This is a genomic window from Ktedonobacter sp. SOSP1-85, assembly GCF_016587415.1.
Lineage (GTDB): Bacteria > Chloroflexota > Ktedonobacteria > Ktedonobacterales > Ktedonobacteraceae > Ktedonobacter.
In genome coordinates, this window is the sequence record NZ_BNJI01000001.1 from 5,660,427 (window position 1) to 5,684,652 (window position 24,226).

17 protein-coding genes, 1 tRNA gene and 1 other RNA gene are annotated in these 24,226 nt (G+C 55.6%); 11 read left to right on the forward strand and 8 right to left on the reverse strand.

Annotation, left to right across the window (positions count from 1 at the left end):
* Positions 1 to 405 precede the first annotated feature (405 nt).
* The 3 genes from KTE_RS23580 (at position 406) to KTE_RS23590 (ending at position 4,348) form a co-directional block, all read left to right on the forward strand.
* Complete coding sequence (locus tag KTE_RS23580) at positions 406 to 1,641, forward strand: competence/damage-inducible protein A (protein ID WP_201385251.1); 1,236 nt, start codon at positions 406 to 408, stop codon at positions 1,639 to 1,641.
* 142 nt (positions 1,642 to 1,783) lie between these two features.
* Positions 1,784 to 3,115, forward strand: a complete 1,332-nt coding sequence (locus tag KTE_RS23585; protein WP_201368652.1) for an Nramp family divalent metal transporter — start codon at positions 1,784 to 1,786, stop codon at positions 3,113 to 3,115.
* 105 nt (positions 3,116 to 3,220) lie between these two features.
* Positions 3,221 to 4,348, forward strand: a complete 1,128-nt coding sequence (locus KTE_RS23590; RefSeq protein ID WP_201385253.1) for a site-2 protease family protein — start codon at positions 3,221 to 3,223, stop codon at positions 4,346 to 4,348.
* A 73-nt stretch (positions 4,349 to 4,421) separates the two neighbouring features.
* Here the strand turns inward: KTE_RS23590 and KTE_RS23595 are convergent, their stop codons facing one another.
* From KTE_RS23595 to KTE_RS23615, 5 genes are all read right to left on the reverse strand, one after another.
* Positions 4,422 to 5,327 carry an NAD(P)-dependent oxidoreductase gene (locus KTE_RS23595; protein WP_201385255.1) on the reverse strand — a complete coding sequence of 302 codons (906 nt, stop codon included), beginning with the start codon at positions 5,325 to 5,327 and terminating at the stop codon, positions 4,422 to 4,424.
* Positions 5,328 to 5,349: 22 nt separating this feature from the next.
* Positions 5,350 to 7,374 carry an acetyl/propionyl/methylcrotonyl-CoA carboxylase subunit alpha gene (locus KTE_RS23600; RefSeq protein WP_201385257.1) on the reverse strand — a complete coding sequence of 675 codons (2,025 nt, stop codon included), beginning with the start codon at positions 7,372 to 7,374 and terminating at the stop codon, positions 5,350 to 5,352.
* 41 nt (positions 7,375 to 7,415) lie between these two features.
* Positions 7,416 to 8,216, reverse strand: a complete 801-nt coding sequence (locus tag KTE_RS23605; RefSeq protein WP_201385259.1) for an enoyl-CoA hydratase-related protein — start codon at positions 8,214 to 8,216, stop codon at positions 7,416 to 7,418.
* A 13-nt stretch (positions 8,217 to 8,229) separates the two neighbouring features.
* The gene (gene corA, locus KTE_RS23610; protein WP_201385262.1) at positions 8,230 to 9,213 is read right to left on the reverse strand and encodes a magnesium/cobalt transporter CorA; all 984 of its coding nucleotides are present in this window, start codon (positions 9,211 to 9,213) and stop codon (positions 8,230 to 8,232) included.
* 182 nt (positions 9,214 to 9,395) lie between these two features.
* The gene (locus tag KTE_RS23615) at positions 9,396 to 11,003 is read right to left on the reverse strand and encodes a carboxyl transferase domain-containing protein (protein ID WP_201385264.1); all 1,608 of its coding nucleotides are present in this window, start codon (positions 11,001 to 11,003) and stop codon (positions 9,396 to 9,398) included.
* 305 nt (positions 11,004 to 11,308) lie between these two features.
* Between KTE_RS23615 and KTE_RS23620 the strand changes: the two genes are divergently transcribed.
* The 4 genes from KTE_RS23620 to KTE_RS23635 all read left to right on the forward strand — a co-directional run bounded on the left by KTE_RS23620 (position 11,309) and on the right by KTE_RS23635 (position 15,465).
* A tRNA-Gln gene (locus KTE_RS23620) sits at positions 11,309 to 11,383 on the forward strand.
* Positions 11,384 to 11,575: 192 nt separating this feature from the next.
* Positions 11,576 to 13,006 (forward strand): bifunctional UDP-N-acetylglucosamine diphosphorylase/glucosamine-1-phosphate N-acetyltransferase GlmU, encoded by a 1,431-nt coding sequence (gene glmU / locus KTE_RS23625; RefSeq protein ID WP_201385266.1) that lies wholly within the window; start codon positions 11,576 to 11,578, stop codon positions 13,004 to 13,006.
* Positions 13,007 to 13,090: 84 nt separating this feature from the next.
* Positions 13,091 to 14,551: a hemolysin family protein gene (locus KTE_RS23630; protein ID WP_201385267.1), complete on the forward strand. Its 1,461-nt coding sequence runs from the start codon at positions 13,091 to 13,093 to the stop codon at positions 14,549 to 14,551.
* Complete coding sequence (locus tag KTE_RS23635; protein ID WP_201385270.1) at positions 14,548 to 15,465, forward strand: hydroxymethylglutaryl-CoA lyase; 918 nt, start codon at positions 14,548 to 14,550, stop codon at positions 15,463 to 15,465. Before KTE_RS23630 ends, KTE_RS23635 begins: the two co-directional genes overlap by 4 nt.
* 129 nt (positions 15,466 to 15,594) lie before the next feature.
* Here the strand turns inward: KTE_RS23635 and KTE_RS23640 are convergent, their stop codons facing one another.
* The 3 genes from KTE_RS23640 to KTE_RS23650 form a co-directional block, all read right to left on the reverse strand.
* On the reverse strand, positions 15,595 to 16,929 hold the full coding sequence (locus tag KTE_RS23640) for a S41 family peptidase (protein WP_201385272.1): 1,335 nt from the start codon (positions 16,927 to 16,929) through the stop codon (positions 15,595 to 15,597).
* A 510-nt stretch (positions 16,930 to 17,439) separates the two neighbouring features.
* Positions 17,440 to 18,114: a translation initiation factor IF-3 gene (gene infC / locus KTE_RS23645; RefSeq protein WP_307811991.1), complete on the reverse strand. Its 675-nt coding sequence runs from the start codon at positions 18,112 to 18,114 to the stop codon at positions 17,440 to 17,442.
* 276 nt (positions 18,115 to 18,390) lie between these two features.
* Positions 18,391 to 18,837, reverse strand: a complete 447-nt coding sequence (locus KTE_RS23650; protein WP_201368640.1) for an Hsp20/alpha crystallin family protein — start codon at positions 18,835 to 18,837, stop codon at positions 18,391 to 18,393.
* A gap of 324 nt (positions 18,838 to 19,161) precedes the next feature.
* Here KTE_RS23650 and tyrS point away from each other — a divergent pair, with 324 nt between their 5' ends.
* The 4 genes from tyrS (at position 19,162) to dnaX (ending at position 24,217) form a co-directional block, all read left to right on the forward strand.
* Positions 19,162 to 20,376 carry a tyrosine--tRNA ligase gene (gene tyrS / locus KTE_RS23655; RefSeq protein ID WP_201385274.1) on the forward strand — a complete coding sequence of 405 codons (1,215 nt, stop codon included), beginning with the start codon at positions 19,162 to 19,164 and terminating at the stop codon, positions 20,374 to 20,376.
* A 122-nt stretch (positions 20,377 to 20,498) separates the two neighbouring features.
* Complete coding sequence (gene mtnP, locus KTE_RS23660) at positions 20,499 to 21,374, forward strand: S-methyl-5'-thioadenosine phosphorylase (RefSeq protein WP_201368638.1); 876 nt, start codon at positions 20,499 to 20,501, stop codon at positions 21,372 to 21,374.
* Between the two features lie 255 nt (positions 21,375 to 21,629).
* An RNA gene (gene ffs, locus KTE_RS23665) (signal recognition particle sRNA small type) lies at positions 21,630 to 21,729 on the forward strand.
* Positions 21,730 to 21,928: 199 nt separating this feature from the next.
* Positions 21,929 to 24,217: a DNA polymerase III subunit gamma/tau gene (gene dnaX, locus KTE_RS23670; protein WP_201385276.1), complete on the forward strand. Its 2,289-nt coding sequence runs from the start codon at positions 21,929 to 21,931 to the stop codon at positions 24,215 to 24,217.
* Positions 24,218 to 24,226: the final 9 nt, after the last annotated feature.

The window sequence follows — 24,226 nt, forward strand, 5'->3', positions numbered from 1 at the left end:
CAAATCAAGTATGAGCTAGATACTGTTTTGCGGCCATCCAGGTCGCTTTATGTGCAATACAAAAGAATATGGATGCGAGAAGACAGCGCTGAAAACGATGGAGACATGGACCATGTCAATTGTGTGGGTGCTGTATGGATACGTGAGACACATGCGGCTGAGAGCCCTTTGGGTGTATCCTCATATTTCGCTATCGAAAATGTATTCTACGCTATCCAGTATACCCGCAATGGCGACCAAAAACAACCCCTCTGGCACAACATATTGTGTTTGTTAATAAATTTTAACACAATATGTTGTGTTAGTGGCTTTTGTGATATGATGAGGAAACGCGTAAAAGCACCTGGTAGGTACGCGCAGAAAGGCAAGTGTAGGGCCACCTGAGGCCATATGCAGGGAGGATTTATGAGGGCAGAAATTATTTCGTGTGGAACCGAGCTGTTGTTAGGACATATCTCAGATACCAACGCCACGTTCCTGGCGCAGAGCCTGGCGAGCCTGGGCGTTGATTTATATCATGTCTCGCAGGTGGGTGATAATCAGGAGCGCGTCGTGGAGACACTGCGCCGTGCTCTGGAGCGGTCGGACCTCGTCGTGATGACGGGTGGTGTTGGCCCAACCGAAGACGACCTGACGCGCGAATCAATCAGCGCGCTGGTGGGCGAGGAGATGCGTGTTGATCCAGTCCTGGAGCAGGAGTTACGTGCGCGTTTTTCAGGACGAGACATGCCCGAGCGCAATCTCAAACAGGCGACCTTGATTCCCTCGGCGCAGACCCTGCCTAATCCGCGAGGGTCCGCGCCTGGCTGGTTTGTGCAGAAGGATCAGAAGATCATCGTGGCCATGCCAGGAGTGCCGCGTGAGATGTACCGCATGTGGGAAGAGGAGGCGGTCCCGCGCCTGGCTCCCTACCTGGGCGGAACGATCTTTACGCGTATCCTGCGGGTGTATGGCCTGGGTGAATCGACCGTCGAGGAGCGCCTGGGTGAATTGATTCATAGCAGCAATCCAACTGTGGCAACCTACGCTAAACCGGATGCCGTCGATGTGCGTATCAGCGCCAAGTCTGCCACGAGCGAAGAGGCTGAGAAACTGGTCTCGGAGGCAGAAGTGCAGGCACGTGAGATCCTGGGTGCGCTGATCTTTGGCACCGATAAGGATACGCTTGCCAGCGTCACCGGAAGCCTGCTCCAGGCGCGTCACCAGACGCTCTCCGTCATGGAGTCGCTTACGGGCGGCCTGCTTGCCAGCACCATTACGGATTTCAAGACCAGTTCCAGCCACTTCATTGGCGGCATTATTTCTTATAGCACTGATCTTAAAGCGCAGTTTGGCGTGCCACGTGAGACGATTGAGCGCTATGGCGTGGTAAGTGAGGAGACAGCTATCGCGATGGCGAAGGCGGTGCGTATGGAGATAGGGACTGATTTTGGTATTAGTGTGACGGGGGTGGCGGGTCCAGATGAACTTGATGGGAAGCCCGCGGGAACAATGCATATCGCGGTAGCAGGCCCCAATGGGGTGGTCACAGGGATGGGACCCGGATGGAGATCCAGTCGCAGTGACAACAAACGCCATGCCGTCAATACAGCATTAAATCTACTCAGGCTCTATCTAGAGGGACGTGTAGAGCCAAAATAGATTACCATTGGGCTACTGGCATGCAGCATACGTCTCTTGTAAGAGCATATCCTGCATGCTATGATCAGAGCCATGAAAGAATAAGGATCGGGAAAGGTCAGGGGGAGCAAGTGTCCATCTTGCTCCCTCTGGGTATGGGCCTATGGATACAAAGCGCCAAAAGACAAAAATAGCCGTGCGGGAGCGCGGTGAGCCGAAGCGACGTTCACGGTTTCGTATCAGCCGCACATCGCCGCTCCTAAAGCTTTTTACCGTCCTGGGGCCAGGACTCATCGCCGCGAACGCAGGAAACGATGCCGGTGGTATCGCGACCTTCTCGACTGCAGGCGCCGACTTTGGCTATGGACTACTCTGGGCACTCGTCATCGCGGGCTTTTGCCTGGCGATTGTGCAAGAAATGTGTGCGCGTATGGGGGCTGTCACGGGTAAGGGATTAGCGGACCTGATACGTGAGCAGTTTGGGGTCAGGTGGGCGGCCCTGGCCATGCTGGCTCTGCTGGTGGCGAATACGGGCGTCACCATCTCCGAATTTATGGGTATCGCGATGAGCGTTCAGGTATTCACGGGTGATGTGCATACCCCCCTGGTGTATATCGTTGTGCCGTTAACCGCCCTGGTGCTCTGGTGGCTGGTGATCAAGGGGTCCTATCGCCGCGTTGAAATTATCTTTTTGTTTATGTCCCTCGGATTCCTGGCCTACATCCCAGCTGCGTTCGCTGCCCATCCAGACTGGAGCGAGGTTGGAAGGCAGATTGTTTTCCCTTCAATTACTGGTAATCAGAAATACCTCCTGGCCGCAGTGGCCCTGGTGGGTACGACGATCAGCCCTTATATGCAGTTCTTTGTCCAGGCCTCGGTCGCAGATAAAGGGATACATGCGGGCGAGTACTTCTATGAGCAATTGGATGTCTATAGTGGGACTATTTTCGCGGTCCTCATCGCGATCTTTGTGGTTGTCGTGACCGGCGCGACCCTCTATCCGCACCATCAATCAGTTGAGACAGCGCTGGATGCGGCCCTGGCCCTGAAGGCTTTTGCCGGCCCCTACGCGACGCTCCTCTTTGGCATTGGCCTCTTTGGTGCCTCCCTGCTTGCCGCCGCGGTCCTACCGCTCTCGACCGCCTACGGTATCTGTGAAGCCTTTGGTTTTGAGCGAGGCGTCTCGCGGAGCTTTAACGAGGCGCCCGTCTTCCAAAGCATCTTTACAGGTCTGATCATCCTGGGGGTACTGGTAACGCTGATCCCGGGCCTTCCCATCATCCAGGTACTGGTCTTCTTGCAGGGATTGAACGCGGCCATGCTGCCGATCCTCCTGGTGTTTATTATCCTGTTAGTCAACAAGCGACGATTGATGGGGCGACGTGTCAATGGGGTGGTGTTTAATATCATCTCCTGGGCGACCGTTATTCTGATCTCGCTTTTAGTCATACTCTGGCTGACCACAAATTATATCCTTCCAGCTTTTTCCGGTTAAGTCCGGTGTAGAGGCCACTTTCTGGAATAGCAGAGAAATTGGACGTTGTTATCTATAGTATGAGATGTGTGTATGCGCGATGCAGCGCAGAATCGAGGCCATTGCGTGAACGAAGACAGAAATAATCCCTTTGAATATACTTACAGGGAGTTTGGCGGGCAGGAGAACGAGGAGGAGCAGGAGCCGAAACAGTATATGCAGCCTGGTTTTTATGCGCCACCTCCCAGGGAAGAGGCCGACAAGATCTATCCCGAGCAGGCTGCTAGCGCCTCCACATCGTCTTATAGTCCTTACCAGGTTTATAACCCCTATGCCGCGAAGGAACAGCAACTTGTTTCTGCCCAGCCTGAAGTCACAGGTGCGTACCGGGGGCCACAGAGCCTGGAGGGATACACCACGGATGTGGGCGTAGAGCAACAAGAGGCGGCCAGGCGTGGAAGTGCCGAGGGTGGAAAAAAGAGGCGAGGTGGCCTGGCTGGTATCGGCACAGGTATTGTGGCGCTGTTTTCCTGGTTGCTCAAGTTTAAAGGCCTGGCGATATTGCTCAAGTTCGGCTGGGCAGGCTTCTCGGCCCTCATCACCATTGGCCTGTACTCTATCGTTTTTGGCTGGCAGTTCGCGGTGGGCATCGTGGCGCTCTTGTTTATTCATGAGCTTGGACATGCCTTGATTCTCAAGCTCAAAGGCATGCCAGTGGGCGGAATTGTCTTTGTGCCGTTCTTTGGCGCGATGACGCTTTTGCAGCGCCTGCCAACGAATGCCAAGGATGATGCAGAGATTAGCATTGGTGGTCCCATCGCGGGCGCGATCTCGGCGGGCGTCTGCCTGGCTATTGCTGAGATACAGCCCGATCCGCGTAACATCTGGATGGCCCTGGCCTACTTTGGTTTCTTTATCAACCTGCTCAACTTGATCCCGGTGGTGCCCTTTGATGGAGGGCGTATCCTGGGTGCGGTCGACCGCCGCATCTGGATTGCGGGCTTTATTCTCTTGCTAGGCTTCGAGGTCTGGGAGTGGATGCATGGGAACTTCTCGCTCTGGCTGGTGCTGATTCTGGTGTTGGCGGTCTCCCAGCTCTTTTCTGCGCGCTTTCGCTCAAATAGCCCACAGATGAAGGCGTTCTATACGGTCCCGATATCGACGCGTATCCTCATCTCTGTGCTCTACTTTGGCCTGGCGGCGGTGCTCTTCCTGGGCATGACAATCGCTCAGGGGATGCTTGTTGTGAATTAACATAGTGGGAGATAGTGTGGCCCCCTGGCAGCCGCAGGCTGCCAGGGGGCCACACTATCTCCCACTATGTTAACTATTGTTTACTACGAACCTCGACGCCGGCCATCTCTTCCAGGACCTGCATGAGTGCGGTATAGTCATCGCGCCCATGCCCGGAGGCGCGGGTCATTTCGTAGAGCTGGCGCGCCATCGCCGTCATGGCCATGGGCGTCTGATTCTCAGAGGCCAGGTCGAGCGCCAGGCCCAGGTCTTTATGCAGCAGGTCGGTCATAAAGCCAGGCTGGAAGCTGCCGTTGAAGGCGCGCAGGGGGAACTGGTTTGCGAGTTGCCAGCTCGCGCCAGTGCTGACGCCAACGACCTTTGCCATCGCGTCGACATCCGCGCCAGCTTTGACACCCAGGACAAAGGCCTCGGCAATAGAGGCGGCAATGGTGCCACAGAGGATGTTATTGACGATCTTCACGATCTCGCCCGCGCCACTGGGGCCGACGTAGAAAATATTCTCCTTCTTCCCCATGGCCTCCAGGACCGGACGCGCCTTCTCAAAGATCTCCTCTTCGCCACCTACCATGATCGAGAGCGTACCATTGACCGCGCCCTGGGATCCACCGCTGACTGGTGCATCGAGGAAGTGAACTCCTCGCTCGCCAGCCTGGGCATGCAATTTGCGTGTCATGCTGGGTGAGATGGTGCTCATATCAATCACGATCAATCCCTTGCGCGCTCCTTCGAATACGCCCTGGGGACCGGCGACAACCTCCTCGACATCGGGGGAGTTGGTGACCATTGTAATGACGATCTCGGAGGCCATGGCCATGGCTCGCGGCGAGGGGGCCTGTTTGGCTCCGGCCTGCAAAACCTCCTGGACATCTGCTTTCTCAGGATGGCGCGCGAAAATGGTCACCTCGTGTCCGTTTTTGAGAAGATTGAGGACCATGGGGCGCCCCATGACACCGATACCAATGAAGCCGACTTGCATAGCGTCTATTCCTTCCTGCGCTTTATTCAATTTCAATAATGACGGCTCCTCCTGGCACAACCGCGCCCTCCTGGTAATTGATGCGTTGTACGCGACCGGCGTAGGGGGCGATAATCGAGTGTTCCATCTTCATCGCGCTTAAGACCGCCAGCACCTGGTGGGCTTCTACTTGCTCGCCTGAATGCGCCTGGATTTTGACCAGCGTTCCTGCCATGGGGGCTTTCAGCGTCTTTTGCGCATTCCCCTGTCCACTGCCATGGGCCGTGGTGGCGATATCGGGAGCGCGCCGCCCTTCAAGCGTGTAGCTCTCTCCGCGATAAACGATCAGCGTCTCCTCTCCTTTGCGCAGGGCCGCGAGTTTACTTTGTTGGCCCGCGCGTGTGAGCAGATAGCTATGAGCCGAGAGTGTCAGGCAACTGATGTGCTCCTGTGGGCCGTCATCGATACTTACCCGCCAGTTCTGCGACTGGGCGAAAGTATGCCTGTCCTCTATTGTATCCCAAAGCGGAGTTAGTGTGATGGTATGACGCTGCTCTGTAGAAAGGTAGGTCCGTGTATAGCTGCCGCCTGGCATGCGCCAGGGACCCAGGCTCTGCCAGGGAGACGCACCTGTAAGGGCAGATGTTGAGGAGAGCGCGGGTGCAATATCGGCGAGCGCGGCGACGATCAGGACTTCGGCTGGGAGTGGCTCCGGGGCCGTAGGGGCAAGCATATCTTGCTCATCGAGGAAGCTGGTATGCGTCTGCCCCTCGCGAAAGGCGGTATTGGTGCTGATCTTTTGCAGAAGCGATAGATTGGTGGTCACACCCAGGAGGGCTGTCTGCTCAAGGGCGCTGCTCAGGCGCTCCAGGGCGGCGAGGCGATGTTCACCATAGACGATGAGCTTGGCCAGCATAGGATCGTAGTACTGGGTAACCTCATCTCCGGATTCCACCCCGCTATCAACGCGGATACCTGGCCCCTGTGGGGGCGCAAAGAGCTCCACGGTGCCGGTTGAAGGCAGGAATTGTTGCTGTGGGTCTTCCGCGTAGAGGCGGACCTCGATGGCATGTCCACGAGTCGTAATCTGCTCTTGCGTAAAGGCGAGTGGCTCGCCAGAGGCGATTAGGAGCTGGTGGCGCACCAGGTCTAGCCCCGTTACCAGTTCAGTAACCGGGTGCTCGACTTGCAGGCGCGTATTCATCTCCAGGAAGTAGAAGTTGCCATCGTCGTCGAGCATAAACTCCAGCGTGCCCGCGTTGACATAGCCCGCGGCCGAGGCGATGCGCACGGCGGCCTCCCCCATCTCGGCACGTAGTCTGGGGGTAAGTGCTACTGACGGGCTCTCCTCGACAATCTTCTGGTGGCGGCGCTGAATAGAGCATTCGCGCTCACCCAGATAGACCAGGGTGCCGTATTTATCGCCCAGGACCTGGATCTCGACGTGGCGTGGGCGCAGTATCAGGCGTTCCAGGAAGACGGTGTCATCGCCAAAGGCTGCCCCGGCCTCGCGCTGGGCGCCCGCCAGTTGCTCTGGCAGTTCCTGGAGGGAGTTTACCACGCGCATGCCTTTGCCACCACCGCCCGCCGATGCCTTGATGAGCAGCGGAAAGCCGATATGCTCGGCTTCCGCCAGGAGGGTGTCTGCATCCTGGCGCTCCCCGTTATAGCCCGGAACTACAGGCGCTCCAACACGCTCAGCGATCTGTTTGGCCGCGATTTTTGAGCCCATCAGGCGCATAGCGGAGGCTGGCGGACCAATAAAGACAATCCCGGCTTGCTCGCATGCTTCGGCGAAATTGGCATTCTCTGAAAGGAAGCCGTACCCAGGGTGGATGGCCTCGGCGCCACATTGGCGCGCGATCTCCAGGATGATATCTCCGCGCAGATAGCTCTCACTTGCGGGGGCGGGACCCAGGCGATAGGCTTCATCGGCCTCGCGGACATGGCGAGCCTGGCGGTCGACATCAGAGTAGATAGCAACAGTGCGGATACCTATCTCGCGACAGGTAGCCTGGATGCGAACGGCGATCTCGCCACGGTTGGCGATGAGAATCTTCTTAAACATATGCTTTTCCCACGTCGTTGTAGTGCATGTATGACAAGGTTTTAGTTGGCGGAGGTAATCCAGGTGGGTTTACGTTTCTCCAGGAAGGAGCGTAGGCCCTCCTGCCCCTCGGGGCTGACGCGTAGCTTGGCGATAGTTGCCGCCGTCAAGCGGCGCGCCTCATCATGTGGCATTGTACCCACGCTCAACGCCAGCATTTTGCAGACGCGCGCCGCCTGAGGGGCGCTGGTTAAGAGCTCAGCGAGGGTTTTCTCCAGCGCCTCGTCCAGTTCTTCGGCGGGCGCTATGGCATGTACCAGGCCGATACGTTGCGCGCGCTCGGCATCAAAGCGCTCACCAGTCATGAAGAGGGCGCGGGCCTGGCTCTCGCCGATTTTGCGCATGACATAGGGCGAGATGGCCGCGGGCGCGATGCCCAGCTTGACCTCGCTTAAGCCAAAGCGGGCGGTCTGCGTGGCGATAACAATATCGCAGACCGCGATGAGGCCCACTCCACCCCCCATCGCGGCGCCATTGACGCGCCCGATGACGGTGCAGGGACATGTATTGATAGTATGTAAGAGGTCTGAGAGAAAGAGCGCCTCCTCCAGATTTTGCTCCTCGGTATAATGAATGCTCTGCTGCATCATGCTGACATCCGCGCCAGCGCAGAAGACGCTGCCCGAGCCTGTAAGCACAATGGCGTGCAGACGTTCATCCATTCCCAGGGTCTGGAAGGCTCGCACCAGCTCTTGCATCGTCTGCGTATTGAAGGCATTACGAACCTCTGGCCGATTGAGCGCCACCCGAGCTACGCGATCCTGATGAGTATAGGTAATCGTCAGATGTTGATAGTCTAGCATAGTCTCTCCTGCGTTAGAACCACCTGAGTCGGCGGAAGACAAGGAAAAGTCCAATAGTGAGTCCAAGCATAAGAAAAAGGACGGCAAAGTAGCCATACTCCCATTTTAACTCAGGGATGTTCTCAAAGTTCATGCCGTAGATACCAGGGATCAGGGCATCAACCATCAAAATGATCGAGGCTGCCGTCATGGTGCGCATGACTTTATTTAGTTCATTTGAGGCTACGGTCAGATTGGCATCCATCGTGCTGCTTAACTGATCACGATACAGATCAACTGTATCGGCCAGGCGCGTGATATGATCGTAGATATCGCGAAAATAGATGTTGATGCGTTCATCGAAGATCGAGCTATCGTGATTCGTCAACACATTAAGAATATCTCGCTGAGGTGTGACCACGCGTCGCAGCGCCAGGAATTTCTTGCGCAGCGTCAAGAGCTTGAGGGCTGTATCGCGTTCGCGTAACTGGCCTTGCTGGAGATAGAGCTGATCTTCAATCTCCTCTGTCTGGTCAACCAGGGCATCGACAACCGGGAAATAGTCATCGACCAGGGTATCGAGAAAAGAGTAGAGGAGAATACCCGTTCCCCAGTGTAATTGTTGCACGTTGCGTGTCCAGCGCAATTGAATCTCTTTGAGATCCTCAATAGGTTTTTCGTGGACCGTAAGCAGGTAATGCTTGTTCAGAAAGATATCGATCTCGCGCAAGTCAAGCTCGCCTGTCTCTGTCTCAAGATGGGCCGCGTAAAATACGACGAAGTAGAAGTTATCGTATTCCTCAATTTTTGGCCGCTGGTGCTCATGGGTGGCATCCTCAAGCGCGAGCGGGTGGAGTTGGAACTCCACGCCCAGTTTAGCCAATTCCTCCTTTGTGGGGTCCTGCAAGTCAACCCAGAGGAAGATGTCATCGTTGTCTTTGAATTGACTCAGCTCATTGAGGTCAGTAATGGAATGGAAGGTCTGCTGTTTTTTATCGCAATATGTGCCTCGGATCATGGATAATCCTTTCCTTTTTGGGTGTTGGCCTGTCTTGAGAGGCGTGAAAGCGCTACAGAAATGATACGCATAAGAACGCCAGGACGTCGAGGGAGCCGTCCTTTTGTTCTATATGTCATCTCTCAGAGACAGGCACAACTCGCCAGATCAGGGGCGCTAGCTCGCTACGCGTTGTTAGCTGGCTACATGCGGAAGACGCCAAAGGGGGTCTCGGGTAGTGGCGCATTGAGCGAGGCTGCGATCCCAAGCGCCAGCACCTTGCGCGTATCGCGGGGGTCGATGATGCCATCGTCCCAGAGGCGCGCCGTACTGTAGTAGGGATTGCCCTCTTCCTCGTATTTATCGAGAATGGGCTGCATAAAGGCCGCCTCTTCCTCGGGCGTCATACTCTTGCCGCGTGCCGCGAGACCCTCTTTGCGTACTGTTGCCAGCACAGTTGCGGCCTGCAAACCACCCATAACCGAAATGCGTGCATTAGGCCACATCCAGAGCTGGCGAGGGGAATAGGCACGCCCACTCATCCCATAGTTGCCGGCACCAAACGAGCCACCAATAATCACCGTAAAGCGTGGGACGGGTGCGTTGGCGACCGCCATAACCATCTTGGCGCCATCTTTAGCGATGCCGCCATTCTCATACTGGCGTCCAACCATAAAGCCAGTAATGTTTTGCAGGAAGATTAGCGGCGTCTGGCGCTGCGCGCATAGCTCAATAAAGTGCGTGGCCTTGAGCGCGCTCTCGGAGAAGAGGATGCCGTTATTGGCGATGATGCCCACCGGATAGCCCATCAGGCGCGCGAAGCCACACACCAGCGTCGTGCCATAGAGCTCTTTAAACTCGTGAAAATCGCTGTCATCGACCAGGCGGGCAATGACTTCGCGTACATCATAGCTCTTGCGTGGATCACGTGGCACCAGCCCTAGGAGCTCATTGGCGTCATAGCGAGGTGGGCGAGGTGGGCGAACCTCCCAGGGGAGATACTTGCGCTGATTGAGGTGCGAGACGATGCTACGGCAGATGGCCAGGGCGTGTTCATCATTCATGGCGTAGTGATCGGTCACGCCCGAGGTGCGACAATGGACATCCGCACCGCCCAGGTCTTCCGCGCTGACCTCTTCGCCGGTCGCCGCCTTGACCAGGGGAGGGCCTCCCAGGAAGATCGTACCATTGCCACGCACAATGATGGTCTCATCGCTCATGGCCGGGACGTAGGCCCCGCCAGCGGTACACGAACCCATGACCACCGCGATCTGTGGAATGCGCTGGCTCGACATGCGTGCCTGGTTATAGAAGATGCGCCCAAAGTGGTCACGGTCGGGAAAGACCTCGGCCTGCAAGGGGAGATACGCTCCACCCGAGTCAACCAGGTAGATACAGGGCAGGTGATTCTGTTCGGCGATCTCCTGGGCGCGCAAGTGCTTCTTCACCGTCATGGGGAAATAGGTACCGCCTTTGACTGTGGCGTCATTGGCGACGATGACGCATTCCTGTCCTTCAATCACGCCAATGCCTGTGACGAGGCCCGCAGATGGGGCCTCGTTCTCATACATATCCCAGGCCGCCAGGGGGCTGAACTCAAGAAAAGGGGTATCTGGATCACAGAGGAGTTCAATACGCTCGCGAGGGAGGAGCTTATTTCGCTTGCGGTGCTTGGCCACCGCATCCTCGCCGCCGCCCTGTTGTACGGTCTGAACTGATTGTTGCAGCTGCTCAAGCAGTTGTTGGAAGGCCTGTGTATTCTCCTGATACTCGGAGCTGGTCGTATCTATACGTGAGTCAAGAATGGCCATAGTAATGTTGTTCCTCTCAGCAGTGATGTGGGAACCTGAAGCTAGCCTCATTGCTACCTTCTTTCAAAACAGAGGCGCGAGAAGCACGATTTTGAGAACACGCCCCCAAATGCAGGATAGCACCGTGTAGAAACAGCGTCAAGGAAAATTAAGTAGAAGTCATAGTGTGCGATAAGGGTGCATGCACCCTCGTCGCACACTATGACTTCTACTCGAAAATACTGTTGACAAATGGCTTGAGATCGTGTACTATACAGGCGTGTGAGGTGAGTATATCTGACCCTCACCAGGCAGTTTATCTGCGTTCGGGTGTGGCCAAGCGGTAAGGCGACGGTCTTTGGATCCGTTATTCCCAGGTTCGAATCCTGGCACCCGAGCCACTTTTACAACAATGGATAATACCATTCCTCTCAGACATTAGCATGCTAATGTCTGATTTGCTAATTACGGCTTTGTCTGGTGTTAGTACCAAGGAAGCTGCACAGGCGCCACTTTTCGCTCTCGCGAGAACCTGAAAGGAGACGCGGCGTTGCCTACTACGCCTGACAGGGGTCTCACGCCGCAAAACATACATGCATACTTATGCGACTGTGGTACTTGCCGCTGGCAAGGGAACACGGATGCGTTCACGTCTACACAAGGTATTACACCGGCTTGCCGGGTCACCTCTTCTTGATCATGTGCTCAAGGCCGTTGAAACCATTCCTTCTACGTCAATCTTCGCTCCATTTCATGATACTGTCTCCACTCACCGTCCCGTCGTCGTGCTTGGACATGATGCTGAGGAGGTTGAGGCCGCCTTTGGTGAGCGCTGCCATTATGCCTTGCAGGAAGAACAGCTTGGCACAGGGCATGCCGTGCTGGCGGCGAAAGAGGCCGTTGACGCCCTCTCTCCCCTGCCTGACCTGGTGCTGGTCTGCTATGGCGACACTCCCCTGGTGCGGGCCGAGGTGCTAGCGCAGATCGTTACTGAGCATATTATTAAGCAGGCGACTATTACCTTCTTGACCGCGCGCAGCAAAGGCCCCTCTGACTTTGGGCGCATTGTGCGCGATATCTCTGGACGCGTACAGGGCATCGTCGAGGTCAAGCGTGCCACACCGGAGCAGTTGCGCATTGACGAGATCAACTCGGGCGTGTATTGCTTTGAGCGCTCCTGGCTCTGGCCTACGTTAGAGGCTCTGCCACGCAATCCGGGTGGCGAGTACTACTTGACAGATTTAATTGAGATTGCCAGTCAGCAGGGGCGTGAGATCGCGACGGTACAGGGGACGCTGGATGACACCGTGGGCATCAATAACCGGGTGCAGCTTGCCCAGGCTGAGCAGTTGTTACGGAGGCGTATTCTTGAGCGCCACATGTATGCCGGGGTAACGATTCTCGACCCGGCGACGACGTATATTGATGACGAGGTTGAAATCGGGCCTGATACCGTGCTGCTGCCAAATACTATGCTTATGGGCAGAACGGTCATTGGTGCCGACTGTACCATCGGTCCGGGCTCGACGATTGAGCATTCTACAGTTGGCGAGCGCTGTATCATTCGCCAGTCTGTGTTGGAGGAAGCGACGCTTGAGGCCGAGGTACGTGTGGGACCCTTTAGTCACTGCCGCCCTGGCGCCCACCTGGCGCGTGGTGTATACCTGGGGAACTATGCCGAGGTGAAAAACTCTTATCTTGGTCCCCAGACCCAGATGCATCACTTTAGCTACATGGGCGATGCGACCATTGGTAGCGGCACCAATATTGCAGCCGGTTCCATTACATCAAATTTTGATGGTAAAGAAAAACATCGTACAATTATAGGAGAGGGTGCTTTTATTGGTTGTGATACCACGCTGGTGGCTCCTGTCACGATTGGAAATCGTGCATATACGGGTGCCGGCGCGGTCGTAACCAGAGATGTCCCCGACGATACACTTGTGGCTGGCGTTCCTGCCCGTTTTCTGCGTTCTTTGAAGCAGGAAGAGGATGTAAGCGCACCCGCAGGTGAAAAACAATAAAGTGTCTTCGTGTAACCGGAACTTTATAAACTTCGTATAAAGTGTATCAGGCACGAACACATTTTGAAAGGCAGTTACAAAACTATGGACGGCCCTGAACTAGGTAGTTTAGCAGCCGCAATCGATTTTCACATACCAAGTCTGGATGGGCAGGCGTGGTTGCAGATTACTGTTCTGCTGCTCATGCTCATCCTCTGTGGTGTGGCCTCCGCTGCTGAGACAGCGTTAACTTCTGTCAGTCGTATCAAGCTCAAAAATCTCATTGAAGAGGGCGATAAGCCCGCCATCGAGATTGAGCGTCTCCTCGCAGAGCCAAATACCTTTCTCTCGACTATTCTCATTGTCAACAGCGTGGCCGTCATTGTGGCTTCCAGCCTGGCGACGGTTCTGGCGCTGCGTTTCTCCTCGTCATGGGGTGAGTTGCTTTCTTCGGTGATTACCTCCGCTGTGGTGCTCATATTTTGTGAAATTACCCCTAAGACCGCGGCAGTGCAGAATCCTATGCGCTGGGCGCGTACCCTGGTTGGTCCCGTCCTGGCGGCGGCCTGGGTTCTGCGTCCGCTGGTCGCCCTCCTGAGCGTCGTGACTACGGCCCTGGTTCGCCTGCTGGGCGGGCATGTGAAGCGCAAAGGCCCCTTCGTCACGGAGGAGGAGCTGCGTATGCTGGTAACCGTGGGCGAAGAAGAGGGAATCCTCGAAGAGGCAGAGACCGAGATGATCCACAGCATCTTCGAGTTCGGCGATACCACGGCCCGTGAGGTGATGGTCCCGCGCATCGATATGATCACCCTTGCCAGTGACGCGACTGTGACTGAGGCGGTGGATGTTGCCATGCAGGGAGGCTTCTCGCGTATCCCGGTCTATGATGCCGAGAAAGGGATTGATGATATCATTGGCGTCCTCTATACCAAAGATATGCTCAAAGAGTTGCGTGAGGGGCATGATCACTTGCTGATTCGTGACCTGGTGCGCCCCGCCTACTTTGTCCCTGAAACTAAGAAGCTTGATGGTCTCCTGCGCGAGATCCGCCAGAAACGCGTCCACATGGTCGTCGTTGTCGATGAATATGGCTCTGTGACGGGCCTGGCCACTATCGAAGATTTAATGGAAGAGATTGTGGGCGACATCAAAGACGAGTATGACCGCGAAGAGAACCTGTATGAGAAGGTGAGCGATGACGAATATGTCTTTGACGCCATGGTTGGTATCTATGAGTTTAACGAGATCATGGATATGAAGCTTGAGGACGAAGACTATGGCACGCTGGGTGGCTTTGTGTATGCGCAACTGGATAAGATCCCCTCGGTTGGCGACACCGTGCGCTATCAGGGGTTGACCTTTACTGTGCTGGGTACCAAGGGGCGCCGTATTCTGACGATTCGCGTCGAGCGCAAGCCGGAGGAGAAGTCACAGCCCGAGCAGGGAGAGGTACTGGTCCTTCCCTCACAGCAAGAGCGTGAGAAAAAGGGTGAGACCGAACAGATCTATACTCCCACGCCAGAGGCGGCCTTTAGCTACCATGAGCAATCTGGAGGTGTCGCATGAGCGTCTCCTGGCCTGAGCGTGTGCGCGTGGTCGAGGTTGGGCCACGCGATGGCTTGCAGAACGAGAAGGCACAGGTTCCAACTGCGGAGAAGATTCGCTTCATCGACCTTCTGAGTGAGGCGGGGCTGCCAGTTGTCGAGGCCACCTCTTTTGTCAGCCCACGCGCCATTCCACAGTTGAGCGATGCCAGCGAGGTGATGCAAAGCATCAAGCGCCTGGAGAGCGTCGAATTCCCTGTCCTGGTCCCCAACAGCAAGGGTATGGAGCGCGCCCTGGCGGCAGGCGTGCGTGCTATCGCCGTATTTACCGCGGCCAGCGAGGAGTTTACCCGCCATAATATCAACGCGACCATCACACAGAGCCTGGAGAACTTTCGCTCGGTTATAGAGCTAGCGCGCCAGGAAGGCGTCTCGGTGCGCGGCTATATCTCAACAGTATTTGGCTGTCCCTATGAGGGCCAGGTCGCCCCCGAAAAAGTGGCGGATGTGGCGCTGGCCTTGCTCGAACTGGGGGTAAGCGAACTTTCCCTGGGGGACACGATTGGAGTTGCGACGCCAAAGCAGGTGATCGAAGTACTGGATCTTCTGCTCTCCCACCACAGCATCCCAGCGAACCAGCTAGCAGTTCATTTCCATGACACGCGTGGCACGGCGCTGGCCAATGTCCTGGCAGCCTTACAGATGGGGATTACGACTGTGGATTCCTCAGCGGGTGGCCTGGGTGGGTGTCCCTATGCGCCTGGCGCGGCTGGAAACCTGGCGACCGAGGACCTGGTGTATATGCTCAATGGCATGGGGATTGAGACAGGTGTGAACCTGGAGAAGCTCGTCGCGGCAACGCGTACCATCGCCCCCTTCCTTGGTCATACCCCCACAAGCAAGTATTACCAGGCTGCCATGTCTGCCTGTAATTAACGCTATCTTCTTGATGTATGCGAGACGCCCTTGCACCTGTGGTGGCTCGCCCTGGTAGACATGTAATACGCCCTGACAGCCTTCAGTTGTCAGGGCGTATTACATGTCTACCAGGGCGAGAATGCTAGCTTAGTGATTTTGCAGATACTTGAGGGCCGCGATCAACTGGGTGTCGCCGCTGCTCAGTATCTTTTGGAGTGAGTAGTTGCCGCTATTCTCATCAGCGGGGGTAAGTGGCGCGCTACTGTCTGGCAATTTGACGACCTGATTAGGTTCAACGCCATTGTCGCGGATGAACTTTCCTTTTGGTGTAAGCCATTCCTGGATGCCAAGCAGGATTGCCGAGCCATCCGAGAGGGAGTACTGCTGTAGAACCGTTCCGGTGCCAAAGGTATGTGGATCACCGATGACGAAGGCACGGTTATTGTCTTTTAGGGCCGCGGTAACGATCTCCGCTGCGCTGGCCGAGTTGGTATTGATCAGGACAACGAGCGTGCTCTGGGTATCAATTGTATTGCCAGTAACGGGTACCGGCGTTTCCCGTCCGCTGCTATCCTTCTCAATCAGCACGTTGCCGCTCTTGACGAACATGCTGGCGATCTGAGTAGCCTCGTTGAGGTAGCCGCCTGGATTATCGCGCAGGTCGAGGATATATTTCTTCGCGCCCTTATCTTTGGCCTGTTGGAGGGCGTCACGCAACTGGTCGGAGACGCCATTGGTAAACTGCACGATCTGAATGTGCGCGACATGCTCTTCAGGGATATAGTGCAGAATTACGTTGGGAACGTTAATCTCCTTGCGTTCGATCTTAAAGGTGAGCGGCTGATTCTGTCCCGGGCGCTGAACCTTAATGGTGACGCTTGTCCCGGCTTCTCCCTTGATCAGCGTGCTGACCGCTGTTGTATCCTTGCCACGCACGTCCTGCCCATTGACCGAGAGCAGGATATCGCCGCGCTTCAGCCCCGCACCCTCAGCAGGAGCGCCAGGAATGGTGCTCGCAATGGAGAGATCCTTGGTTTTTGGATCCTGGTGCAGGTAGATACCGATTCCGATGAATTTGCCGCTCAACTGCTGATTCTCGGACTGGACCTCTTCAGGCGTCATAAAACGCGTATGTCCTCGATCCTTCAAGGAATCAACCATGCTGCGAATCGCGGCGTAGGACATGTTCTTGTAATTGACGGCCTTGCGATCAACATAATGCTGGTCGATAACGTTCCAGGCTTGCTGAATGAGGTTAGAATAAGCTCGCGAATCAGTGCTGCTGGGAGTGGAAAATGAATTGCCGAAAAGTTGGTGCGCGAACCAGCCGCCAAAGAAGGCAAGCACGACGAGTGCGACCAGGGTCAGAGCCTGGGCGAAGATGCGGCCAAGATTGCGCCGTTTGGGGCGCTGATGCCCGGCTTGCGGCACTCCAGGCTGTTGCTGGTAGGGGTTATACGGAGCGTAAGGGTAGCCAGGCATCCCCCAGGCTGTGCAGGGGGAGGGGGTAGCTGATTCAGATCATCATATGCTGGAGGTTGAGGGGGCATGGAATTGCCATGCTGCTCTTCATACCAGCGGGGGTCATCATATCTACTCACCGAGAAGCCTCCATGTGGCGTTATGTTGTGTGTACGGGAAACGGTAGAACTCTCCAAAGGAGTGTATATTGTCGCTTATGTATCTACTGTGAAATGTGATTCTATCTTAGTTGCGTTATGCGCAAAAGTCAATTCTTGAAAGAGGAAATGTAGGATTTTCAATTCTTTTCTGCTTGTTGCCTTCTCCGGGGTGCGCGTAGCGAAAAAGCTCCTAAATCCTAAAAAGGAAAATCGTCTGGAGACTATAAAAAAAGAGAGCATGGTTTATAACCTATGCTCTCTTTTTTGTGGCCTGATAGTGACTTCTTCTGCCATGCTGTTTTCCTTTTCTACGGAACGATCGTAAAGAGGACAGACAGACAGAAAAGAGCGACCGGGCGCAGAGTAGCGCTTATGGTGTCGCGTCCTTTGCATCGCTGCTTTGAGGCGTTTCTTCAGCGGGAGTATCGCTAGCCTTTTGCTTGTCAGAGGGAGGGGGAGTTTGTTTCTTGGGCGGTTCCCAGCCGGGGGCACGAGAAAGGATCATTGACATCATACGCCCTTCCATTGAAGGAGTACGCTCAATGGTCACGGTCCCTTTCAAGACTTCGGCGATGTCGTCGAGCAAGCGGCGGCCAATTTCAGGGTGGCGCATCTCTGCCCCACGAAACTGGACACTAACCTTGACTCTGTCGCCTTCAGCAAGGAACTGTTGGATTTTGCGTGTCTTGACCTCGATATCATGGTCATCGGTACGAGGGCGCAGGCGAATCTCTTTGACGGTAACAATCTTCTGCTTTTTGCGGGCCTCGTTCTCTTTTTTGTTCTGATCGTATTTGAAGCGACCGTAGTCCATCAGTTTACATACGGGTGGAACTACATTTGGAGATACCTCGACCAGGTCAAGGTCACGTTCGCGTGCGATATCAAGAGCACGCATTGGGGGCATCACTCCCAACATCTCGCCATTTTCATCGATAACGCGTACCTCACGAGCACGGACGCGTTCGTTGGTACGTGTCTCACGTGGTCTGTTGTCGTTGCCACGAAAGTCCCTGTTAATAGGCCGAACCTCCTCTTCGGTGATGAGTGAATATTGTGACGTTCCGTTATGAAATCACGTTTGCTCGTTAACCTGAGCGGTAAGATACCTGCTCATGGTTTCAAGCACATGACATACTGATCCGCTATCGTCCAGCAGCGAATGGTACTAGTATACTACGGGAGAAGCTGGTTTGCAAGAGCGCATTATGAGCTAAAGGATAAGGAAGAGCTGGGGGATATGAGCCTCCCAGTTCTTCCTTATCCTTATCGTATCAGGCTACCTTCGTTGTCGAAAGCCCCTTTGTTGAGATTGTCTCGCTTAGCTGTTGGCAGCGTTGACCTTGATGGTGCGAGCGCGAGCATGCTCCGCCTTGGGGAGGCGCAGGGTCAGGATACCATCCTTGTAGCTTGCTTCGGCGCGCTCGGAGTTGATGGGCGAAGGAACAGTAAAGCTCTGCTGGTACTCGCCCTTCTGGAAGCCATGATAATGCACGGTCGCATTCTCAGGAATCTCTACACCTGTCTGCCACTTCAGGTTCACCACATCCTGCTGGACGTTGATCTCGACGTTCTCAGGCTTGACACCGGGCATCGGTACCTGGAGCGTAAAGTCCTCAGCCGTCTCATACAGGTTGGCTGGCAGCGCGCGATTGAAGAAGGCGCCAGTGGTGCGTGGCGTAATCACGCTGTCCTCAAAGAGGCGATCCATCGCTTCGCGCAGAGAAACGAATTCATTGAAAGGGTTGTAGCGAGTAAGGTTAGCCATTGTATAGTCCTCCTTATTACTAAGAAAGTATTTTGTATAGGTGCGGACGGAGTGTATATGGTTCTCGTCCGTCCGTCTGTTTGTGTATCTCTCGTTCACTGTCGATAGTATACTTCGGGGAGTGTTAGAAGAACGTAAAAGGTATATAAGAGAATTGTTAGAAAACTTGATAGCCTTACTATCAAGTTGCCCTACTCGACGAGAGTGAGCTATTTTGCTACAATGCGCTTGATTAATTTTTCGCAGAACGCGTGAAAAAGAGCTATAGCATGCGCAAATTTGTACGCTGAGAGGTTTGTTGAGGTGTCTGTACAAGAGAAACCAATGACGCAACTAATTGACTATGTGCTGACACGTGGTGTCGCGCAGGTGGAAAAAGAGGCAGACCTGCGTCGTCTGCTGCTAGAAGGCAATAACGGAGAGCCGCTACGCATCAAACTGGGTGTTGATCCCACGCACTACGACCTCACGATTGGCCATGCCGTCGTGTTCCGCAAGCTGCGCCAGTTCCAGCAACTGGGGCATAAGCCGGTCGTGGTTATCGGCGACTGGACGGCGCGCCTGGGTGATCCCAGCGGGCGTGTAGAGGCGCGTAAACCCCTGACCGAAGAGCAGGTAAACGCCAATGCCGCCACCTATCTCGACCAGTTCTTTCGCATCGTGGATCGCGAGAAGACCGAGGTACGGCGCCAGAGTGAGTGGTTCGATTCCTTCTCCCTGGGAGACGCGATCAAGCTGCTCGGGTATAAGACGGTAGCCCAGATGCTTGAGCGCGATGACTTCTCCAAGCGCTATAAGAGCGGGATTGAGATCTACCTGGCCGAGTTTATGTATCCGCTGCTCCAGGGCTATGACTCCGTGGCGCTGCGGGCCGATGTCGAGTTGGGTGGTACCGATCAGACCTTTAACCTCCTGGTGGGTCGCGAATTGCAGCCAACCTTTGGTCAGAAGTCGCAGCAGATCCTGACGGTCAACTTAATTGTCGGCCTGGATGGCGTCAAGAAGATGGGCAAGTCGCTGGATAATTATATTGCCATCACCGCGCCCGCCAATGATATGTATGGCAAACTCATGTCGCTGCCCGACCATGCTATGCGCACCTACTTCGAGGCTCTGACCGATGTCTCGACCGAGGAGCTGAATGAGTTTGAGCGCAAGATTCAGGAGGGCACGCTGAATCCTCGCGACGTGAAGCGACGCATGGCCCGCGAGATTGTGACTGAGTTCCATACGCTATCCGAAGCCCAGGAGGCGGAAGAGGCCTTTATTCGCCAGTTCTCCGAGCGTAAGTTGCCAACGGATATTCCCTCATATACCGTGAGCGAGCCTACCAATATCGTAGCGCTGATGGTTGCCGCAGGGCTGGCTGCCAGTAACAACAAGGCGCGCGAACTGATCAAGCAGGGAGGCGTCTCGATCTTCTTGCAGGGCGAGAGCGGCGAGGCCACGCGCATCACCAATGGCGAGTTTGTCGTCCCGGTGGCGCCTGGGGCGATCCTCAAAGTGGGTAAGCGTCAGTACCTGCGCCTGACGGTCTGAGCAAGCTCAAGAAGGAAGGGCACGCGAGCGCGCTCTTCCTTCTTTTTTCGTGAATTGCATTGATGCTAGTCAACATATGGCGCACACTTGCGTGTTCTATGTGATGAGGAGAATAGTGAGATATGCCAGAGGCGGTAATTGGCGTAATTGGCGGCAGTGGACTCTACCAGATGGAGGGGATGAGCGAGGTTGAGGAGATCCAGGTCGAGACACCTTTTGGCGCGCCCAGCGATGTGATTACAGTCGGCAAGGTTGAGGGTGTGCCCATGGCCTTCTTGCCCCGCCATGGGCGCGGGCATCGCCTGAGTCCGAGCGAGGTGCCCGTGCGTGCGAATATCTGGGCCTTGAAGAGCCTGGGCGTTCAGTACGTGGTCTCGGTGAGCGCCGTAGGTAGCCTGCGCGAGGACTATGCCCCACGTGACCTGGTGATTCCCGATCAACTCTTTGATCGCACGAAGAGTCGCGTGAATAGCTTCTTTGAAGGCGGGATTGTCGTTCACTGTCCCTTTGCCGACCCTTTCTGTCCCGACCTGAGCACCCTGCTGCTCCAGAGCGCGCAAGAATTGGGCGATGTGACCGTGCATGAGGGTGGCACCTATGTCTGCATGGAAGGCCCACTCTTCTCAACGAAGGCCGAATCTAATACCAATCGTAAGCTTGGCTTCGACCTGATCGGCATGACCGCCTTGCCCGAGGCAAAACTGGCCCGCGAAGCCGAGCTATGCTATGGCATGATCGCCTGCGTGACCGACTATGATTGCTGGCATGATACCCATGACGCGGTCACAGTCGAGATGGTTGTCGCCAATCTAAGCGCCAACGTCGCTAACGCCCAGCGTATCCTGCGTGCCGTAGCGCAAAAGGTTGCGTTCGGGCGCGAAGATGCAGCCTGTCAGTGTGGGACCGCTCTGTCAAGCGCGATCATGACTGATCCTTCACGTATCCCCGCCGAAGTCAAAGAGAAGTATAGCCTGCTTATCGAGAAGTATCTCTCTTAGATGTAGCAAACAAACCAGTAAGATGTGTGGGAGGAACAACGGCGAAAGCCGTTGTTCCTCCCCCACACATCTTGTTTAAAGGCTCGCGCAGCGAGCCGAGGCAGGCTGTTAAAGGAGAATGAAAAGGCCTGGTTTTTGGCCCTGGAAGTGCTTGACAAATAGGGGGGAGGGGAGTACAATAGGCAACGTCCCGTGAACGGAAAGAACATGATCGATGGGACAGGCCGATTTTCTTCGGGTCCTGTCGGTCGGCGTAATTGGGGCCTGCGCGGCAGATGTCTATGAATCTCGTCAGGTCCGTGAGGAAGCAGCGATAAGTGGACCTCTCTGGGTGACGCAGGGTTACCCGATTGCGCTGACCGGCAGGACCGGGCGAAAGTCGGTTTTCTCTGTCTATTGCAACATTTTCTGCTCTCGAATGGCTGGCTGGCCGCCTCGATACGACGGAAGGCTATCGTATAGCGTATCTCGCGGCTTCGTGGAGATACGGTCAATCTGGAAACAGGGGGTCGGTTCGTGGCCCGTCATGAAGCAGTCCAGGCGGGAGTTTTTAGATGGCCTCACAGTCTCTCTACCGTAAATGGCGTTCGCAGACCTTCTCTGAAGTTGTTGGTCAAGAAGCCGTTATACAAACCCTTCGTAATGCGCTCAAGAGCGGGACTCTCGCTCATGCGTATCTCTTTACTGGTCCTCGTGGCACCGGCAAAACCACTACCGCGCGCCTCCTCGCGAAGACTATCAACTGTCTGAATCCACACAATGGCGAACCCTGTAATGAGTGTCAGCAGTGTCGTGAAATCACGGCTGGTAACTCATTCAATGTGATCGAGATTGATGCCGCCTCCAACCGTGGTATCGACAGTATCCGCGAGCTGCGTGAGAAGGTAATGGTCCCCCCAACGGGTGGGAAGTATAAGGTGTATATCCTCGACGAGGCCCATATGCTCACAGTGGAAGCTTTCAACGCACTCTTGAAGACGTTGGAGGAGCCACCACCACATGCTATTTTTGTCATGGCAACCACTGATGTGCATAAGATGCTGCCAACCGTGCTCTCGCGCTGCCAGCGCTATGATTTTAAACGCTTCACCATGCGCCAGCTCATTGAGCATTTGAGTCGCGTGGCCCAGCAGGAGCAGGTGCAGCTTGAGGGTGGTGCGGCGGAATTGATCGCGCGCGCTGCCGCCGGTGGCATGCGCGATGCCTTGAGTCTGCTTGACCAGGCAATTGCCTACGCGGGGAATACGATCTCGCTTACCCAGGTGCAGACGATGCTAGGTGTGGCCGATCCTCGTGCCATTCAGAAGATTATCTCCGCTATTGCCAACCTCGACAGCCCGGCAGGGCTGCACCTGATCGCGGAATTGATGGAGTCGGGCGCGGATCTGCGCCAGTTGAACTCCCAGGTGGCCGAGTTCTGGCGGGCGATGATGCTGACTCGTGCGGGTGCTAATATCGCGGAGATCACGGATAGCACCGACGAAGAGATCAACGAAATCAGGGAAGCGGCCAGGCTCTTCCGCCTCGAAGAGCTGATTGAGTGCGCGCGTATTTTTGCGCAGAATGAGCTGGTGCAGAAGAGTCAGGGCACACCCCAACTGGGCCTGGAGCTGGCGTTCTTAAGCTGTGTTGAGTTGCATCGCCGGGCGCAGGGAGGCGAGTCAGTGCTCTCTACAGAGTTGCCCGTAGCGGCGCCCGCGCTCCAATCACGCGCTGCTACACCTCAGCCGCGTCCTGTCGCGCCTCCCACGACCTCAATTCAGTCGCCTATGGGTGGATCAATCAGCCTGCCACAGCCGCGACCCGCGACCCCCCAGCCGCAGCCTGAATATAAATTCACGCCCACACCGCCTGTTGTCGCACGAGAGCCTGAGATGCAGCGTCCCGAGTTCGTGACTGCTCAGCCAGAGCCGCCAGAGATCGCTGAGGGGCTGCCCCAGCCAGAGGTCTCTGCTCCGTTCTCGCAGCAGGATCGTGCCGACGAAACGCCCGCGGGATCGCAGGAGATCACAACTGCGACGCCCATTACGCCGCAGGAGATTACGGATGGCGCTCCCTCTGAAGTGCCATCGCTCTCCATCAATGACGTGCGTGAGAAATGGGAGTATATTAAGAAGCGTGTGAAGACGCGGAAGAATGGCGCGCGTATCGCGGCCTTCCTCAATGGCTATGCCCTGGTTGATGTGCAGCAGGCGCATGGTGTCCCCATTGTCGTCATTCAGGCCAATTATGATGTACATTATAAAGCGTTGCAGTCACAGGAGCCACAGAGCGCGATTGAATGGGCCCTTAAGGTAGAGCTGGGTGTGGAATGCCGCCTGCGGACGCTCGCGCCTGGGGCTAGTATCCCCGGCCAGGCTGGAGGTGTGGGACTGCCTCCCCTGGGTGGCCAGGCTGGAAATGGTCGTAATGGCGGGGGAGACATGAGTAGCACTCTCAATACGCTGATGGCTGGCTTGCAATCGGCCTCGGCTCATGTAGAGCGCTCTCCGTTGACAATGCGACCGCCTCTGCAAGCCATGCCCCCTATTCAGCAAGTGCCAGCGGTTCCACCACGGCCAGAGCCTGTGCGCCAGGTGGCTCCCATCGCCGATATCTCACCAGCCGCGCCAGTGGCCTCTACAACCGTGACGAGACCACCCATGTCTCAGGTCTCTGCGGTCCCCCTTGCCAGAATGCAAGCGGTGCGAGAGAATATACCAGAGAAACCTTCTGCTGATGTGCTGGCAAGCTCAAGTGCTTCGCGCCTGGACGTGGTCAAGGACAAGGCTTCGAGCGATCCAGTGGTGCGGGAGGTCATGCGGATGTTTAAAGCCGAAGTAAAAGACATACATTTGAAATAAGGAGCAACA

Coding starts and splice junctions, on each gene's coding strand:
- KTE_RS23580 (WP_201385251.1), top strand. CDS start 406: ATGAGGGCAGAAATTATTTCGTGTGGAACCGAGCTGTTGTTAGGACAT.
- KTE_RS23650 (WP_201368640.1), bottom strand. CDS start 18,837: ATGGCTAACCTTACTCGCTACAACCCTTTCAATGAATTCGTTTCTCTG.
- KTE_RS23585 (WP_201368652.1), top strand. CDS start 1,784: ATGGATACAAAGCGCCAAAAGACAAAAATAGCCGTGCGGGAGCGCGGT.
- glmU (WP_201385266.1), top strand. CDS start 11,576: ATGCATACTTATGCGACTGTGGTACTTGCCGCTGGCAAGGGAACACGG.
- KTE_RS23635 (WP_201385270.1), top strand. CDS start 14,548: ATGAGCGTCTCCTGGCCTGAGCGTGTGCGCGTGGTCGAGGTTGGGCCA.
- dnaX (WP_201385276.1), top strand. CDS start 21,929: ATGGCCTCACAGTCTCTCTACCGTAAATGGCGTTCGCAGACCTTCTCT.
- KTE_RS23595 (WP_201385255.1), bottom strand. CDS start 5,327: ATGCAAGTCGGCTTCATTGGTATCGGTGTCATGGGGCGCCCCATGGTC.
- KTE_RS23640 (WP_201385272.1), bottom strand. CDS start 16,929: ATGCCTGGCTACCCTTACGCTCCGTATAACCCCTACCAGCAACAGCCT.
- KTE_RS23605 (WP_201385259.1), bottom strand. CDS start 8,216: ATGCTAGACTATCAACATCTGACGATTACCTATACTCATCAGGATCGC.
- KTE_RS23615 (WP_201385264.1), bottom strand. CDS start 11,003: ATGGCCATTCTTGACTCACGTATAGATACGACCAGCTCCGAGTATCAG.
- KTE_RS23600 (WP_201385257.1), bottom strand. CDS start 7,374: ATGTTTAAGAAGATTCTCATCGCCAACCGTGGCGAGATCGCCGTTCGC.
- mtnP (WP_201368638.1), top strand. CDS start 20,499: ATGCCAGAGGCGGTAATTGGCGTAATTGGCGGCAGTGGACTCTACCAG.
- corA (WP_201385262.1), bottom strand. CDS start 9,213: ATGATCCGAGGCACATATTGCGATAAAAAACAGCAGACCTTCCATTCC.
- KTE_RS23630 (WP_201385267.1), top strand. CDS start 13,091: ATGGACGGCCCTGAACTAGGTAGTTTAGCAGCCGCAATCGATTTTCAC.
- tyrS (WP_201385274.1), top strand. CDS start 19,162: ATGACGCAACTAATTGACTATGTGCTGACACGTGGTGTCGCGCAGGTG.